Source organism: Pseudofrankia saprophytica (assembly GCF_000235425.2).
Taxonomy (GTDB): domain Bacteria; phylum Actinomycetota; class Actinomycetes; order Frankiales; family Frankiaceae; genus Pseudofrankia; species Pseudofrankia saprophytica.
In genome coordinates, this window is sequence record NZ_KI912266.1 from 2,476,305 (window position 1) to 2,493,341 (window position 17,037).

12 protein-coding genes are annotated in these 17,037 nt (G+C 73.9%); 6 read left to right on the forward strand and 6 right to left on the reverse strand.

From position 1 onward, the window contains the following. The coding region (locus tag FRCN3DRAFT_RS43790; RefSeq protein WP_106410426.1) for a DEAD/DEAH box helicase at positions 1-1,418 on the reverse strand (1,418 nt) is incomplete at its 3' end. 747 nt (positions 1,419-2,165) lie between these two features. Between FRCN3DRAFT_RS43790 and FRCN3DRAFT_RS0210345 the strand changes: the two genes are divergently transcribed. Beyond that, entirely contained in the window at positions 2,166-2,837 is a 672-nt protein-coding gene (locus FRCN3DRAFT_RS0210345) for a ferritin-like fold-containing protein (protein WP_007519747.1), read from the forward strand. A gap of 207 nt (positions 2,838-3,044) precedes the next feature. Here FRCN3DRAFT_RS0210345 and FRCN3DRAFT_RS0210350 read toward each other — a convergent pair whose 3' ends face one another. The 4 genes from FRCN3DRAFT_RS0210350 to ligD all read right to left on the reverse strand — a co-directional run bounded on the left by FRCN3DRAFT_RS0210350 (position 3,045) and on the right by ligD (position 5,655). Further along, entirely contained in the window at positions 3,045-3,272 is a 228-nt protein-coding gene (locus FRCN3DRAFT_RS0210350; protein WP_007519746.1) for a DUF3107 domain-containing protein, read from the reverse strand. Positions 3,273-3,608: 336 nt separating this feature from the next. Then, positions 3,609-4,301, reverse strand: a complete 693-nt coding sequence (locus FRCN3DRAFT_RS0210355; RefSeq protein WP_007519745.1) for a TetR/AcrR family transcriptional regulator — start codon at positions 4,299-4,301, stop codon at positions 3,609-3,611. A gap of 97 nt (positions 4,302-4,398) precedes the next feature. Continuing rightward, entirely contained in the window at positions 4,399-4,587 is a 189-nt protein-coding gene (locus FRCN3DRAFT_RS0210360) for a hypothetical protein (RefSeq protein ID WP_007519744.1), read from the reverse strand. Positions 4,588-4,770: 183 nt separating this feature from the next. Next, positions 4,771-5,655: a non-homologous end-joining DNA ligase gene (gene ligD / locus FRCN3DRAFT_RS0210365; RefSeq protein WP_007519743.1), complete on the reverse strand. Its 885-nt coding sequence runs from the start codon at positions 5,653-5,655 to the stop codon at positions 4,771-4,773. A 364-nt stretch (positions 5,656-6,019) separates the two neighbouring features. On the opposite strand from ligD, the gene ku reads away from it, so the two are divergent. The 3 genes from ku (at position 6,020) to FRCN3DRAFT_RS0210380 (ending at position 8,928) form a co-directional block, all read left to right on the forward strand. After that, on the forward strand, positions 6,020-7,087 hold the full coding sequence (gene ku, locus FRCN3DRAFT_RS43795; protein ID WP_007519741.1) for a non-homologous end joining protein Ku: 1,068 nt from the start codon (positions 6,020-6,022) through the stop codon (positions 7,085-7,087). A gap of 158 nt (positions 7,088-7,245) precedes the next feature. Next, complete coding sequence (gene moeZ / locus FRCN3DRAFT_RS0210375) at positions 7,246-8,421, forward strand: adenylyltransferase/sulfurtransferase MoeZ (RefSeq protein WP_007519739.1); 1,176 nt, start codon at positions 7,246-7,248, stop codon at positions 8,419-8,421. Between the two features lie 105 nt (positions 8,422-8,526). Beyond that, positions 8,527-8,928: an MGMT family protein gene (locus FRCN3DRAFT_RS0210380; protein WP_051466216.1), complete on the forward strand. Its 402-nt coding sequence runs from the start codon at positions 8,527-8,529 to the stop codon at positions 8,926-8,928. A 47-nt stretch (positions 8,929-8,975) separates the two neighbouring features. Here FRCN3DRAFT_RS0210380 and FRCN3DRAFT_RS0210385 read toward each other — a convergent pair whose 3' ends face one another. Beyond that, positions 8,976-9,725 (reverse strand): SDR family NAD(P)-dependent oxidoreductase, encoded by a 750-nt coding sequence (locus FRCN3DRAFT_RS0210385; protein WP_007519735.1) that lies wholly within the window; start codon positions 9,723-9,725, stop codon positions 8,976-8,978. Positions 9,726-9,849: 124 nt separating this feature from the next. Between FRCN3DRAFT_RS0210385 and FRCN3DRAFT_RS0210390 the strand changes: the two genes are divergently transcribed. Both FRCN3DRAFT_RS0210390 and FRCN3DRAFT_RS0210395 read left to right on the forward strand, forming a co-directional pair. Then, positions 9,850-13,350 (forward strand): ATP-dependent helicase, encoded by a 3,501-nt coding sequence (locus tag FRCN3DRAFT_RS0210390; RefSeq protein ID WP_232793996.1) that lies wholly within the window; start codon positions 9,850-9,852, stop codon positions 13,348-13,350. Then, positions 13,350-17,036: an ATP-dependent helicase gene (locus FRCN3DRAFT_RS0210395; protein ID WP_007516013.1), complete on the forward strand. Its 3,687-nt coding sequence runs from the start codon at positions 13,350-13,352 to the stop codon at positions 17,034-17,036. Before FRCN3DRAFT_RS0210390 ends, FRCN3DRAFT_RS0210395 begins: the two co-directional genes overlap by 1 nt. Position 17,037: the final 1 nt, after the last annotated feature.

The following is a 17,037-nucleotide window of genomic DNA, read 5'->3' on the forward strand; positions in this document are numbered from 1 at the left end:
GTCGCCCGACCGGTGACGTCGCCTGCGCCGTCGGCCGCGAGGACCTCGAGCGCGACGGTGCCCTCGTCGGCCCCGTCCGCGTCCTCAGCCAGCCCTGCGGCGGCTGCCGCCGCGCCGGCGCCGCGGGTGCGCCGACGCGTCCTGGTCCGGGAGGCCGCCGCTTCCCTTGCCGCGGGACGGTCGGTGTCGCCCGGCTGGCCCGCGGCGGGCCGGCCGCCGCGGCGCGCCTTGCGGCCGCCACCGAGATCCTCGATCTCCTCGGCGGCCAGCCCGGCGCGGGTACGGGCTGCGCGAGGCAGCACGCCGGTCGACCCGGCCGGGATGCCGAGCGCCTCGAACAGGTGCGGGGAGGTGGAGTACGTCTCCAGCGGCGCGTCGAACGGGAGCGCGAGCGCCCGGTTCACCAGCTGCCAACGGGCCAGGTCGTCCCAGTCGACGAACGTGACCGCGACGCCGCTGCCGCCGGCCCGGCCGGTGCGGCCGATCCGGTGCAGGTAGACGCTCTCGTCCTCCGGGCACTGGTAGTTGACGACGTGGGTCACGCCGCCGATGTCGATGCCGCGGGCGGCGACGTCGGTGGCCACCAGCACGTCGATCTTGCCGGCCCGGAACGCGCGCAGCGCCTGCTCGCGCTGGCCCTGGTTGAGGTCGCCGTGCACGGCGGCGGCGGCGAAGCCTCGGTTCGACAGGTCCTCGGCCACCTTGTCCGCGGTGCGCCTGGTCCGCACGAACACGATCGACAGCCCGCGGCCGTCGGACTGCAGGACCCTGGACAGCACTTCCATCTTGTCCAGCGCATGCGCGCGGAAGACGTGCTGGCTGGTGGTCGGGACGGTGCGGCCCTCGTCGGGCTGCTCGGCGGTGACATGCACCGGCCGGATCATGAAGCGACGAGCGAGCGCGATCACCGGACCGGGCATCGTCGCCGAGAACAGCATGGTCTGGCGACCGGCCGGCAGCAGCGAGACGATGCGCTCCACGTCCGGCAGGAAACCGAGGTCGAGCATCTCGTCGGCCTCGTCGAGCACCAGCGTCGCGACATTGCCCAGGTTGAGCGCGCGCTGACGGGCGAGGTCCAGCAGACGACCCGGGGTGCCGACGACGACGTCGACGCCCGTGCGCAGGGCGGTCAGCTGCGGCTCGTAGGCCCGGCCGCCGTACACCGACAGGACGCGTATCTGCCGGCGTGCGCCCGCCCGCTCGAGGTCGGCCGTGACCTGGATGCACAGCTCACGAGTCGGCACGACGATGAGCGCCTGCGGGCGGCCATCGGCGCCCTCGTCCAGGCCGATGACCTTCTGGATGATGGGGATGCCAAAACCCAGCGTCTTGCCGGTGCCGGTGCGCGCCTGGCCGATGATGTCGGTACCGGCGAGCGCGAGCGGGAGCGTCAGCTCCTGGATGGGGAAGGGGTGGATAATGCCGGCGGCCGTGAGGGCGTCGACCGTCTCCTGACGAACGCCGAGATCGGCGAAAGTGATCTTTGGTTCGACGGTCGCCGGGACCTCTACCTGCTCCGAAGAGGCAGGGTCCGCGCCGGCCGGGGCAGCGTCAGTTGCGGAGGTGGTTTCGGTGATGGTTAGGGATGTGGCTGTGACGGACAGCGGGTCGCTCCTGGTCTACTCCTGAGCGGTGTCCGACGTTGAGGCGCCGCTCGCGACGTGCCGGGCCGCGCCAGCGACCCGATCGAGCGGGGTGGGCCAGCGGCCTCGAAACCAGTGATTTCGAAGCCAGCAGGTTGGCCCAGCAGCCCGGGGACCGGGGCGACGCGTTGCCTTCGGCGGCCGATCGGTCTGTGATGACCACCGGCTACAACAAGGATAGCCTGTGTGACCGCTTGATGGGCGCGCTTCGCGACGATCGTGGCCCGTCCAGCGTTACTCAGACGGAACATGACCTGGCCCGTTGCCGTGGGCCGGGTGGCGAGGAGCGAGCGGCACCAACGGGTAACACGTCGGGTGACGACGTTGGATCAATCAGCCTGGGAGTTGAGGTACGTGACGGACAGCACAGTGCTTCCGGGGGCTGCGGGGTCCACAGGGACCGATGGGCACCCAGGTGCCCCTGCCGCTCCGCGAGACCCGCGAACGGCGCCCACGACCGGGCTTCCGCGAACAGTTCCGGACGAGGCCGCGAACCCGGCCCGGGATGACCTGACCGGTGGAATGGCGACCGCTGGCGTGGTCGTCGAGCGGGGGGTCGTCGACGAGGCCGTCGTCGACCTGCTCGGGCTGATCGCCTATGGCGAGCTCACCGCGTTCGAGCGGCTGGCCACCGACGCGCGGATGGCACCGACGCTCTCCGACAAGATCTCGCTGGCGGCGATGGCGGCGGCGGAGTTCACGCACTTCGAGGCGATCAGCATGGCGCTCGCCGGCCGTGGCGTCGACCCGGAGGCGGCGATGGCGCCGTTCATCGGCCCGTTGACGGCCTTCCATGCCATGACCGCTCCGGCCGACTGGCTGGAGAGCCTGATCAAGGCCTATGTGGGCGACAGCATCGCGGCGGACTTCTACCGCGCGATCGCGCACCGGCTCGACGACGACGCCCGGGCGCTCGTGCTCGATGTGCTCGCCGACACCGGGCACGCGGCCTTCGTGGTCGACCGGGTCCGGGCCGCGATTGCCGCCAACCCGGTGGCCGCCGGTCGGCTGGCCCTCTGGGCGCGCCGCCTGGTCGGTGAGGCGCTCAACCAGGCCCAGCAGGTCGCCGTGGAACGCGACGCCCTCACCGGCCTGCTCGTGGGCGTCGGCGACCTGGAGACGGTCGCAGCGATCTTCAACAGCATCATGAAAGCCCACACGGAGCGGATGGCCGCGCTGGGCCTGTCGTCCTGACGCGCCCGGCCCGTCCTCATGGGCGGGTCTGTCCAACCCGGAACCGAACGGGGTCCGTCCTCCCGGAACGCCACTGGGGCGCGACCTCACGGTCGCGCCCCAGTGGCTCGTGATCCCTGTGCCGGCTAGCTCCGAGTTCCAGCTTGCCGCGGTTCCAGTTGGCTTCGAGCTCCAGATCGAGCTGACGCGCTAGGAAGCGCTGATGCTCTAGGAAGAGCCGAAGCCGACGCGGCGGGACTCGGCCTCCGCGATCTCGATGTAGGCCAGCTTGGCGGCCGGGACGACCACCCTCCGGCCCTTCTCGTCCACCAGGGAGAGCAGTCCGTTGTCCGCGGCGAGGGCCGCGGCGACCGCCTCGGCGACCTGGTCCGGTGTCTGAGCGCTCTCGAGCACCAGCTCCCGGCCGACGTTCTGCACGCCGATCTTGACCTCCACCCGGATGACCTCGCCTTCGTCTGCACTGCGGGCTGATAGTTGCCGTCGGTAGTTGCCGTCGGGCCTCCGGCCGCGGGGGGACTTCGCCATTGTCGCGGCCGGGTCCCCAGGGATCGGCGTCAACCGGTCCCTGGTGGAGCGTCTTCGTCCGGGGCGTCCGCCGGATGAGCGACGAACGTGGCCGGCGGGCGCGCACCGCCGCCGGGCGATTACCGGACACACTATGGCCCTGGTAGCCCCGGCGGCTGACCCGAGTCGTCGTGTTCGCTCCCGGCACAGCGGCCATCGCCCGCTCGTGCGTCGCCCGAGAACGGGTCGCGGTGCCGGGCGCGCGAATCAGCCGGCGTCGGCGTCGACGTCCGCGGCCGGCTCGGCGTCGTCGGCGGTGGCCGCGGCGGCCGAGCTGCGGGGGTAGCCGCCGATTCCGTGCCAGGCGAGCTCACTCATCGCCTCGACAGCTCGCTCCGGCGCCACCGTGCCACCGCGTACGAGCCACCAGCGCGAGCACGTCTCGGCGAGCCCAACCAGACCGACCGCCAGCAGGTCGGCCTCGTCCTGGGACAGCCCCGTGTCGGCGACGATCGTCGCGGCGATCGCGCGCACGCACCGGGCGAAGGCGTCCTCGACCCGCTTGCGGACCGCCGGCTCGCTGCGCAGGTCGGACTCCAGCACCAGCTGGTGGGCGCCGCTCGGGTCGTTGACGAAGTCGAAGTAGGCCCGGACCGAGCGTTCCACCCGCAGGCGGTTGTCGGTCGTCGACGCGAGCGCCTCACGCACACTGCTGACGAGCTTCTCGGAGTGCTCGTCGAGCAGCGCCAGGTACAGGTCGAGCTTGCCGGGGAAGTGCTGGTAAAGCACGGGCTTGCTGACGCCGGCCCGCTCGGCGATCTCGTCCATGGCGGCGGCGTGGTAGCCCTGCGCGACGAATACCTCGCGCGCGGCGCCGAGCAGCTGGAAGCGACGGGCAGTGCGCGGGAGGCGGGGCGTCCTGCCTGGGCGCGACTGCGGCGCTGCCGGCTCGACGGTCACAACCACCTCCTGTTCGATCTCGACAACACTACTCACCCAGGTGGCCGGGTGCCCCGCCTCGGGGGGACACGCCACCCGCGCCACCACCAAGCGGCTGTCAGCGGTAGGCGTCCTCGTCCTCCTCCTCCACCTCCAGGCTCTGCTCGACCGCGTCGTACTCATCGGCCTCGGCGGCAACGGGCGGCGGGGCCGGCGGGTCGTCCAGACGGGTCTCGCGCATTTCACGCGCCTGCTCCGCGGCGTCGGCGTCCGGCACGTCGAGCGGAAGTTCGGTCGGTGCGCTCATGGTCCCTCCACGTCATAGCGGGAGACCACGGCATACCCAGGCGAGCGCGGCCTGAACGCCCGTCCGGGCAGGCTCCGACCCGGGCCCCTCGGTGGTCGGCGGTGGTTGGTGGTGGTTGGCGTTGGTCGGCCTTCGGCCTTCGGCGTCGGTCGTCGGGACGGGCGCTGGAGATGGTGCCGATCGTCAGGACAGCAGCGGAGCGAACAGGTCTCCGTGTGCCTGGACGCGGTCGAGGACCTGGCCAGCGGTGAAGGCGAGGTCGCGGGCCTCCTTGGCGGCCGCGACCTCGTCCCAGGTCACCGGGGTCGAGACCGTCGGCGCGGCCCTGGCTCGCAGGGAGTAGACGGAGACGGTCGTCTTCGCGGGGTTGTTCTGCGACCAGTCGAGCAGCACCCGGCCGCCGCGCAGGTCCTTGCGCATGTTCGACACCACCAGGTCCGGATGGTCCTTGGACAGCCGTTCGGCGATGATCCGCATGTCGTCGCGCACCCGCATGCTTTCGCGCCCGTCATCCACCCTGCCGTACACCTGCAGGCCCTTGGACCCGCTGGTCTTCACGCACAGCGGCTCGGGCAGGACGTCACGCAGCAGCAGCGCGACCCGCGCGCAGTCGAGCACATCGGTCCCTGGACCGGGATCGAGGTCCGCGACGAGGATGTCCGGTCTGCCGGTCGAGACCCGCCACATGGGGGTGTGCATCTCCAGCGCTGCGAGGTTCGCCAGCCACACCAGCGTGGCCTGGGCATCGGCCACCAGATAGTCGATCGTGCGGCGGTTCTTCGTCGACCCGGGTGACGGCAGGGTCGCGACCGGCACCCAGTCCGGGCGGTGCGCGGGGGCGTTCTTGCTGAAGAAGCCCTCGCCCGCCACCCCTTCGGGGAAGCGCACCACCGTCAGCGGGCGGTCGGCGAGGTGCGGGAGCAGGACGTCGGCGATCCGGGTGTAGTAGTCAATGACCTCGGCCTTTGTCGTCCCAGTGGCCGGATAGAGCACTTTGTTCAGATTGGACAGCTTCAGCCGCCGACCGGCCACCTCGACGGTGGTGCTCGCGCCGCTCGCCTCACCCATTCGCGCCTCCCGCGCTCTGCCCTCACGTCCGTGCCGACCAGCCGCCGGAACGCCTCGGCACGACCCAGCGTCTCGCGGGAAGCGCCCAGGCGGGCTCATTCCGACCGCACCCGCGCGGACGGCGCGGGGACGCGGCTGGCTGGCTCCCTTGCGCGGCGGTCCGGCTTCCTTCTATCGACGGCGTTCGTGGCCTCCACTCATCGGTGCCGGGCGCGGCGCTGGCCGCCTCGTCGGCGGCCCGGGCTCGGGTAAAAGCGCAGGTCAACGGAATCGAACGAACATATGTTCGAATAAGTTTCCGTGATCCGGCAGACACGACGCGGCGCGTGCCTCACCATGAGAGTGACGGGAGGTGACCTGAAACATGCGTTCGATCTGGAAGGGCGCCATCAGCTTCGGCCTCGTCTCGATCCCTGTGAGGTTGTACTCGGCCACCGAGGAACGGGACGTCGCCTTTCACCAGGTCCGACGCTCGGACGGGTCTCGAATTCGTTACAAGCGGGTCGCCGCGGCCGATGGCGAGGAGGTCCCGTACTCCGAGATCGCGAAGGGCTACGAGCTGACGGACGGCGAGACCGTCGTCCTGACGGACGAGGACTTCGCGAACCTGCCGCTGTCGACGTCCCGAGCGATCGAGGTACTGGAGTTCGTGCCGCTGGAGCAGGTCGACCCGATCTACTTCGCGAAGAGCTACTACCTGGAACCGGACAAGCTGGCGGCCAAGCCGTACGTGCTGCTGCGCGACGCGCTGGAGTCGTCCGGGCGGGTCGCGCTGGTGAAGATCGCCCTGCGGCAGCGCGAGCAGTTGGCGACGCTGCGGGTCCGCGACGGCGTCTTCGTGCTGGAGACCATGCTCTGGCCGGACGAGGTGCGCGTGCCCGACTTCCCGTTCGTGGAGCAGGACATCGAGGTCCGCCCGCAGGAGCTGGCGATGGCGGGCTCGCTGATCGAGACGCTCGCCGGCGACTTCGACCCGACGAAGTTCGGTGACGAGTACCGCGCGGCGCTCCTGCAGGTGATCGACGCCAAGATCGCCGGCAGGGAGATCGTGGCTCCGCCGGAGCAGGAGAAGGCCGCGCCGGCCGGCGACCTGATGGCCGCGCTGCGGGCCAGCATCGAGGCGGCGCGGGCAGGCCGACCGTCGAGCGGCGCCGCGCCGCCGGCCGGGGCCGGCAAGGAAGCGCGAGCCGGTAAGGAAGCGGAGCCGGCCGAAGTGGAGCCGGCCGAGGTCGAGGTCGAGGCCAAGGAGCCGGCGGCGGCCGGGGGTAAGGGCAGGTCCGGCGCCAAGAAGGCCGCCGCCAAGACCGGCTCGTCCAGGTCCGCCCCGGCCAAGACGGCGTCGAAGTCCGCGTCGACCGGGCAGAAGACGGCTCCGGGCAAGAGCGCGCCGGCCAAGACGCCGGCCAAGGCGTCCACTCGCCGCTCGGCCTGACCGCCTTCCGGCAGCGCCGGGAACATCTGGCCTCGCGGGCGCGCTGCATCTCAGGTCGTGGACCTCCACCCTTGGCTGGGCAGGCCGGCGGTGGAGTCAACTGTGGCATCGTCGAAGGGGCTGTCCCCGCCCGGCGATGCCGATAGCAAGGAGCACGCGTGTCCCTTCCACCTCTGGTGGAGCCCGCCGACGGGCTCTCCGTCGACGAGGTCCGCCGATACTCCCGACACCTGATCATTCCGGATGTCGCGATGGACGGGCAGAAGCGCCTCAAGAACGCCAAGGTCCTGGCGGTCGGCGCGGGTGGCCTCGGATCGCCGACCCTCATGTACCTGGCCGCCGCCGGGGTCGGGACGCTCGGCATCGTCGAGTTCGACACCGTCGACGAGTCGAACCTGCAGCGGCAGATCATCCACGGCCAGTCCGACGTCGGCCGGAGCAAGGCGGAGTCAGCGCGCGACAGCGTTCGGGAGATCAACCCGTACGTCAACGTCGTGCTGCACGAGACGCGACTCGACATCGACAACGTCATGGAGATCTTCAGCCAGTACGACCTGATCGTCGACGGCACCGACAACTTCGCGACCCGTTACCTGGTCAACGACGCCGCGGTGCTGCTCGGCAAGCCCTACGTCTGGGGCTCGATCTACCGGTTCGACGGGCAGGCCAGCGTCTTCTGGGCCGAGCACGGCCCGTGCTACCGCTGCCTCTACCCGGAGCCGCCGCCGCCCGGCATGGTTCCGTCCTGCGCCGAGGGCGGGGTGCTCGGCGTGCTGTGCGCGTCGATCGGCTCGATCCAGGCCACCGAGGCCATCAAGGTGCTGACCGGCGTGGGCGACTCGCTGGTCGGCCGGCTGATGGTCTATGACGCCCTGGAGATGAGCTACCGCACGATCAAGGTCCGCAAGGACCCGGAGTGCCCGCTGTGCGGCAAGAACCCGTCGATCACCACGCTCATCGAGGACTACGAGGCGTTCTGCGGCGTGGTCTCCGAGGAGGCGCAGCTCGCCGCCGCCGGCTCGACGATCACCGCGTCCGAGCTCAAGGAGTGGCTGGACGAGGGCGCCGCGATCGAGCTGGTCGACGTCCGTGAGCCAGCCGAGTGGGAGATCGTCCGGATCCCCGGCGCGCGGTTGATCCCCAAGGGTGACCTGCCCGCCCACCTGTCGGAGCTGCCGCAGGACAAGCGGGTCGTCGTCTACTGCAAGTCCGGCGTCCGCTCGGCCGACGCGCTCGCCACCCTGAAGGGCGCCGGCTTCTCGTCGGCCGTGCACGTCCAGGGCGGCGTCACCGCCTGGGCCACCCAGGTCGACAAGACCCTCCCGGTCTACTAGGCCGATCCAGCCCGTCACGAGGGCCCCGGTGCCGACGAACCTGGTCGGTACCGGGGCCCTCGGCCGGTTTGCGGGGCTGTCGGACCTCGCTGGCATGCTGCCCCCATGCGAGGACCTAGGCCTGATGGTCGGGGAGCGGGCGCGCCCGCGAGCGTGTCCGCCGGGCTGGGCACCCGAATCCGTGTCCACGTCGGCGGGCGGCCGGGGGAGTACGCCCGCGCGGTGCTCGACACCGTCGCCCAGATCCCGGCCGGCAAGGTGATGACCTACGGCGACGTCGCCGAGTACGTCGGCGGCGGCACCGGCCGGCACGTCGGCGCGGTGCTCGCCCGCTTCGGCCACGAGGAGGACGTCCCGTGGCATCGCGTGATCCGCGCCAGCGGCGAGCCCAACCCCTCCGCTCCCGTGGAGGCCATCACCCGCCTGATCGCCGACAGCACCCCGCTACGCCCCGGCGGCGACCGCGTGGATCTCCGTCTCGCCCGCTGGGACGGCCAGCCGGCCTGAGGCGAGCCGACCTGACGTGGCCCTGACGCCTGGCCGCGCCGGGTCGGCTACCTGGCGGTGTAGCCGGCGTCGGCCAGGTAGACGCTGCCGGTGACGACGGAGGAGCGGTCGGAGAGCAGGAAGAGGACGATCTCGGCCACCTCGTCGACGGTGGCGAAGCGGGCCATGGGCGCGAGCAGGGCGGCGCCGCGCATCTTGCGCCCGGATTCCTGGTTCATCATCGCGGTATCGACGAAGCTCGGCGCGACCGCGTTGATCCGGATGCCACGGGTGGCGTACTCCAGCGCCGACGTCTTCGTGAGGCCGATGACGCCGTGCTTCGCCGCGGAGTAGGCGGCGGCGTCCGTGAAGCCGACGACACCGAGCACCGACGCCATGTTCACGATCGAGCCGCCGCCCGCCTCGAGCATCGCCGGGATCTCGGCGCGCAGGCAGTAGAAGACGCCGTTGAGGTTGATCTCGATGGCACGCCGCCAGTCGTCGACCGGGATCTTGTCGACGGGCTGGCGCGGCAGGGCGATGCCGGCGTTGTTCACGGCCAGGTCGAGCCTGCCGAACGCGCGCGCCGCCGCCGCGACGGCCTCGGTCACCGCGTCCGGGTCGGTCACGTCCAGCCCCATGGCGAGTGCCGTGGCGCCCGCGTGCTGGAGCTCGTCGGCGGTCTTCTTGGCGGCGGCCTCGTCGATGTCGGTGACGACGACGCGCGCGCCCGCGGCGCCGAGCAGGCGCGCACACGCCGCCCCGATGCCCGCGCCCGCCCCGGTAACCAGCGCCACCTTGTCCGCGCACTCTCCCATACCGTGCAGACTCCCACAGTGAGCGCCGACGGGCCTCGCCGGTGGGAGGCCGGCGCGGGCCAGGCGCGCCGGGCGCGCTCGGGGCGATCGCGAAACTGTCGGAGTCACGTGGTCTGCTGTATCCGTGTCCACCTCGTCCGCCGTCACACGAACGACCGTGACGCCGTCCGCCGTGACGCCGCCGGTCGCCCTGACGCGGCCGGGCGCCGACGTACGCCGCTACCGGCTCGACCGGTCGGCGCCGGCTGGGTCTCGCCCAGCCGAGCCGGCGCGGCTGGACGAGGCCCAGCGGGCGGTGCTGGAGCACCGGGGCGGGCCGCTGCTGGTGCTCGCGGGGCCGGGCACGGGAAAGACGACCACGCTGGTCGAGGCCGTCGCCCGCCGGGTGGAGGCGGGGGTGGATCTCGGCTCGATCCTCGTGCTGACGTTCAGCCGGCGGGCCGCGCGGGAGCTCTCCGAGCGGATCACCGCGCGAGTCGGTGTGCCCGTCGGCGGCGCGGTGGCCTGGACCTTCCATTCCTGGTGCTACGCGGTGCTGCGGGAGTTCCCGCGTCCGGGCGATCTGTCGCCGCGGCTGCTGACCGGCCCGGAGCAGTTCACCCGCCTGCGCGACCTGATCGAGGGCTCGCGCGAGCTCGGCCGGCCGCGCTGGCCGGCGTCGCTCGACGTGTGCCTGCGTACCCGGGGCTTCGGCGAGGAGGTCGAGGCGCTGCTCGCCCGGGTCCGTGAGCTCGGCTTCGACCCCGCCGGTCTGCAGGCGCTCGCCGCCCGCGCGGGGCGGCCCGACTGGTCGGCGCTCGCCGAGTTCTACACGGACTACCTGGACAATCTGGGTTACGACGGCGCGGTCGACTACCCGGAGCTCGGCCACCGGGCGGCGACGCTCGTCGAGGACCCGGAGCTCGGCCAGCCGCTGCGGGCCCGGTACCGGGCCGTCCTCGTCGACGAGTACCAGGACACCGACCCGGCACAGGAGCGGCTGCTGGCCGCGCTGACGGCGGGCGGGGCCGACCTGGTCGCGTTCGGCGACCCGGACCAGTCGATCTACGCGTTCCGGGGCGCGCGGGTGCGCGGCCTGCTCGACTTCCCCAGTCGGTTCCCGCGCGCCGACGGTTCGCCAGCGGACGTGCGCGCGCTCGGGGTATGCCGGCGGATGGCGCCGGCTGTGCTGGCCGCGAGCCGGCAGGTCGCCAGCCGGCTGCCGATGTCGGGCCTGCCAGCGTCCGCCCTGCGGGCCCACCGCGCGCTCGTCCCCGCCGAGCCGGACCAGGCCGGCCAGGTCGAGGCGCTGTCGTTCCCGTCCGAGGCAGCGGAGACCGAGGCGATCGTCGACCTGCTGCGCCGCGAGCACCTCGCGGGCGGGGTGGCCTGGCATGAGATGGCGGTGCTGACCCGATCCGCCGACGCGTTGCCGCCGGTGGCGCGGGCACTGACGGCGGCCGGGGTACCCGTCGACCTGACCGGTGACGAGCCGCCGCTGGCGGCCCGGCCGGCGGCGGCGCTCCTGCTCACCGCTCTTCGCTGCGCCGACGATCCCGCGTCGCTGACCGCGGCGGACGCCCGCGCGCTGCTGCTGTCCCCGCTGGGTGGCGCGGATCCGACCGGCCTGCGGGCCCTTGGCCGCGCGCTGCGTGAACACGCCCGCGCGGCAGAGACGGCCGAGGCCGCTGAGACGGCCGATGTGACCGAGGCGGCGGCAGCCGAGGTCGGTGCCGTGCGCGGGCCGGCCTCGTCCGCCGAGATGGTCCGGGCCGCTCTGGCCGACCCCGCGTCGATTCCGGACGACCTCGACACCGACCTCGCCCGCCCGGTGGCCGAGGCCGGCGCGCTGCTGCGTGAGGTACGCCGTCGGCTGCGGGCCGGCGGCACCCCACAGGACGCGCTCTGGGCGCTGTGGGAGGGCACCGACTGGCCGGCGCGGCTGCGGCGGGCCTCCGCCAGTGGCTATGGCGCGAGGCGACGCGCGGCCGAGGCCGATCTCGACGCCGTCGTCGCCCTGTTCGACGCGGTCGACCGGCTCGGCGAGCGGCGCGGGCCGGGCGGAGGCGCGCGCGGGCTGATCGCGGACCTGACCAGCCAGGACTTCGCCGCCGACAACCGGGCGGGCGCCGAGATCCGCCCGGACGCGGTCCGGCTGCTCACCGCGCACCGCGCCAAGGGCCTCGAATGGGACATCGTCGTCGTTCGCGGGGTCCAGGACGGAGCGTGGCCCGACCTGCGCGCGCAGCACTCGCTGCTCGGCACCGAGCAGCTGGACACACCCGAGCGAGGCGGCCTGCGCCCGCCGGAAACTCCCCGTGACCGCTGGGCCGAGGAGCGCCGGCTGTTCTACGTCGCGGTCACCCGAGCGCGGCGCCGGCTGGTCGTCACCGCCGTCGACACCGCGGGCGAGGGCGCCGCGACGGCCGAGAACGGCTCCCGGCGCAGCGAGTTCCTCACCGAGCTGGGCGTCGCGGTGGCGGACGGCTCGTCCTGGACGCCGCGGCCGCTCACCCTGGCGAGCCTGGTCGCCACCCTGCGCCGGGCGTCGGTCGAGGCCACGGCCAGCCCGGCGCTGCGCCGCGCGGCCCGCCGCCGGCTCGCGGCGCTGGCGGCGGCCGCCGACCATGCCGGCCGGCCGCTGGTGCCCGCCGCGCACCCCGACCGCTGGTGGGGCGTGCGTGACGTCACCTCGTCCGACGTTCCGGTCGTCCCGGCGGACGAGCCGATCCGGCTGTCCGGGTCGTCGCTGACGAGCCTGCGCGACTGCTCGCTGCGCTGGTTCCTGGAGCACGAGGCGCACGCCGGGCGCCCGGCGACGACGGCGCAGAGCTTCGGCCGGGTCGTGCACGCCCTCGTCGACGAGGTCACCGCGGGCCGTACCCCGGCCGACCTCGCCGCCCTGGACGCCCGCCTCGAGACGGTCTGGCGGCACCTCGCCTTCGAGGCCCGCTGGCGTTCGGACCAGGAGCGCGCGGCGGCGCGGGAAGCTCTCGCCCGGTTCCTCGACTGGCACGCGGCCGAGCGCGGCCGGGTCGTCGTGGGCTCGGAGGAGCGGTTCGGCATCGACCTGACCGTCGACGGACGCCCGATCCGGCTGCGCGGCTCGATCGACCGTCTAGAGCTCGACGACGCCGGCCGGGTGCACGTCATCGACTTCAAGACCGGCCGGGCGGCCGTCGGCACCCGCGACCTGGCCGAGCACGTCCAGCTGGGCACCTACCAGCTCGCCGTCCGCGAGGGCGCCGTCGACGACAAGGTCGCGCCGACGTCCACCTCCCAACCGGACCCGGCGGACCGGCCGGAGACACCGGCCTCGCCGGACCGGCCGGAGGCGGTGCGGCCCACGGAGGCCGGCGATCGGCGCGCCGTGCCCGGTGGCGCCGAGCTCGTCCTCCTCCGCCGCGACGCGGACGGGGACCGGGTGGGCCCCCGCGAGCCGGGCGCGCCCACCGGCTCACCCCAGGTCCAGCGGCAGGAGGCGCTGCCCGCCGGACGGTCCTGGGTGGACGAACTGCTCGGCCAGGCCGTGCGCACGATCACCACCGAGACGTTCACCCCAACACCGGGGCCGAGCTGCGACTACTGCTCGTTCCGGCGTTCCTGCCCCGCGTGGCCCGCCGAGGGCAGGCAGGTGGTCGAGTGATGGACGCGTCACCGCTTCCGGAGCAGGCGTTCGACGAGCAGGCGTTCGACGAGCCGACTCCCGGCGTCGCCGAGCGCCCCGCCGGGGACCGTGCCACCCGCCGCGCGGACGAGGCCCTGCCCGCCCTGCCCGTCGGCGCCGTCCCGGTGGCGACCGTCGCGCTCGGGACGCGGCCGGCCCGGCCGGCCGGCCCGCCGCAGCCCGCCCTCCCCGGGTTCGGCGGCGGCGCGGACGCCGACGCGGTCCTCGAGGACTGGTTCGAGGCGGCCGCGCCAGGCGACCGTCCCGGACAGGGGGAGGAGACCGGGGGTGGCGGGGGCGAGGCCACCGCCGTCGAGCCGGGCCGGCTGACCAGGGAGGGACTGCGCGGCCTGCTCGGCGTTCCCTTCACCGAGGAGCAGCTGGACGCGATCTGCGCGCCCGCGGCCCCCGGCGTGATCGTCGCCGGCGCGGGCTCCGGCAAGACGTCGGTGATGGCCGCGCGGGTGGTCTGGCTGGTCGCCGCGGTCGGGGTGCCCGCTGAGCAGATCCTCGGCCTCACCTTCACGCGCAAGGCCGCCGGCGAGCTGGCCGAGCGGGTCCGCCGGGCCCTGGCCCAGCTGCGCCGCGCGCGCCTGGCCGTCGCGGGTGCGGACGGCGGCGTCGGCGAACCGACTGTCGCGACCTACAACTCGTTCGCCAGCCGGCTGGTCGCCGACCACGCGCTGCGGCTGGGCCTGGAGCCCGACTGCGTCCTGCTGCCCGCCGCCGCCCGATACCAGCTCGCCGCGCACGTCGCCCGCGGCTACCCGGGCCGCGTCGAGGCGTTCACCGGCTCCATGTCCGCGCTCGTCGAGGCGGTCGTGGCCCTCGACGGCCAGTGCGGCGAGCACCTCGTCGACCCGGACCAGCTGATCGCCTTCGACCGGCGCTGGCTCGCGGACGTGCTCGCGGCGACGGAACGCGCCCGCGCCCGGCAGAACACGGCCACCCTGGTACGGGACCTGCGCAGGCTGGCCTTCACCGCGCGTCGCCGCCTCGAGCTAGCGGAGCTGGTCAAGGACTACCGCGCCACCCGCCGCCACCGGGAGCTGCTCGACTACGGCGACCAGATCACGCTCGCCGCCCAGCTGGCCGAGCAGGTGCCCGAGGTCGGCGTGCTGCTGCGCAGGCAGTACTCGGTGGTGCTCCTGGACGAGTACCAGGACACCTCGGTGGCCCAGCGCCGGCTGCTGGCCGGGCTGTTCGGCGCGGCGCACCCGGTCACGGCCGTCGGCGACCCGGCGCAGGCCATCTACGGCTGGCGCGGCGCCTCGGCGAGCAACCTCGACCGGTTCCCCGAGCACTTCCGCCAGGCCGACGGCACACCGGCGGCGACCTACCAGCTGTCGGTGAACCAGCGCAGTGGCGGGCGGCTGCTCACCCTCGCCAACGCCGTCGCCGAGCGCCTGCCGACCAGGTCCGTCACCGTCCTGCGGCCACGGCCGGAGTCCCTGCTCGCCGGGCAGACCGTGGTCGCGCTGCACGCCACCTGGGCCGACGAGGTTCGCTGGGTCGCCGGCCAGCTCGCCGAGCGGGTCCTGGCGGGATGCCCGCCACGGGAGTGCGCCGTGCTCGCCCGGTCCTGGTCGGACGTGCCGGCGCTGGTGACGGCGCTGACGGACGAGGGCCTGCCCGTCGAGGTGCTCGGGCTCGGCGGCCTGCTGTCCAAGCCCGAGATCGCCGACATCCGGGCGACGCTGGAGGTGCTCGACGACCCCACGGCGAACCCGTCGCTGATCCGCCTGCTGACCGGGCCGCGGCCGCGGCTCGGCCCCCGAGACCTCGCCGCGCTCGGCCGCCGGGCGACCGAGCTTCTGCGCGCCGCCCCCGCCACGCGAAACCCGCCGGCGCCGGCGGGGCCGGCGGGAGCGGGGGCGCTGGACGACGCGGTCGCGGACGTCGACCCGAGCGACGTCGTCTCGCTGGCCGACGCCCTCGCCCACCCGGGCGACGAGATCTCCGCCGAGGGCGCCCGGCGGGTGCGCGCGCTCGCGGCGGAGCTCGCCGAGCTGCGCGCGCACACCGGCGCGGGGTTGGTAGAGCTGGTCCACCGCGTGGTCGAGGCGACGGGCCTCGACGTCGAGCTGGAGCTCGCCGCGCCGCGCGGGACCCGGGGCCGGGAGAACCTCGCGGCCTTCCTGCGGGTCGCGGCGGACTTCGACCGCTCGGCCGCCGGCTACGACGACGCGAGCGGGCGAGCCTCGCTCACCTCGTTCCTGAGCTTCCTGCGGGCCGGCGAGCAGTACGAGCGGGGGCTGGACGCCGACGTCGCCGGCGCGGGCAAGGCCGTCCAGGTGCTCACCATGCACGGCGCCAAGGGCCTGGAATGGGACGTCGTCGCCGTGCCCAACATCAGCCGTGGGTCGTTCCCCGACAGCACCGTCGGCGAGCGGTGGACGACCTCGCCTTCGGTGCTGCCGACCCCGCTGCGCGGCGACGCCGAGGACCTGCCGGAGTTCGCCGTCGCCGACGACCGGGCGGCGTTCGACCGGTTCGCCGACCAGTGCAGGGAGCAGGCGGAGCACGAGGAGCGCCGCCTCGCCTACGTGGCGTTCACCCGGGCACGCTCGGCGCTGATCACCAGCGGCCACTGGTGGGGCCCCACCCAGAAGAAGCCGCGCGGCCCGTCGTCGTTCCTCGACGAGCTGCGCGGGCACGCCCAGCGGGTGGGCAACGGCCGGGTGGACCACTGGGCCGACATCCCCCTGGAGAAGACCAACCCCGCGCTCGAGACGCCGCCGGAGTACGTCTGGCCGGCGCCGATGGACGCGGCCGCGGGGGGCGCCCGGCGGGAGGCCGCGGACGCGGTCCGCGACCTGCTCACGGGTACGCCGACCGCCGCCGTCCTCGCCGCGGCCGCGGCTGCCGGGGTTCCCGAGGCACCGCATGTGCTGGGGGCTCCGGAGGTGCTGGGGGCCCCGGAGGTCAGGAGCGCCGCCGCCACGGTGGCGGCCGTCGCCGAGATCGCCGCGGCGGACGACCGCGCCGGGATGACCGCGCAGGAGCGGGCGCTGCTCGACGCCCTGGACCAGGAGACCCGGCTGCTGCTCGACGAGGAGCTCGCCGCGCGCGCGCCGGTCCGCCGGGTGCCGCTGCCGACAGGGCTCACGGCGACGCAGGTGATGAAGCTGCGCGCGGACCCGGACGGGCTCGCCCGGGAGCTGGTCCGCCCCCTGCCGCGCCGGCCCGTCCCCGCGGCGAGCAGGGGTATCCGCTTCCACACCTGGGTCGAGGAGATCTTCGATCGCCGCCCGCTGCTCGACCACGAGGACCTGCCTGGCGCCGAGGACGACCACCTCGACGACGCGGAGCTGCGCGTCCTGAAGGAGGCCTTCCTCGCCGGTCCGTACGGCGGTCGGCGCCCGCTGGCCGTCGAGACGCCGTTCGAGCTGCCGATCGGCGGCCGGGTGGTGCGCGGCCGCATCGACGCCGTCTACGACCTGGGTGGCGGCCGCTACGAGGTGGTCGACTGGAAGACCGGCGCGACCGCCGCCGACCCGGTCCAGCTCGCGCTCTACCGCCTGGCCTGGGCCCGGCTGCGCGGCATCCCGCCGGGCGCCGTCGACGGGGCCTTCTACTACGTCAGGGACAGCCGCCTGACCCGCCCGGAACTGCCGACCGAGGCGGACCTCGTCGGCCTCCTGCGGCCGCCCCGCACCCCCTGAG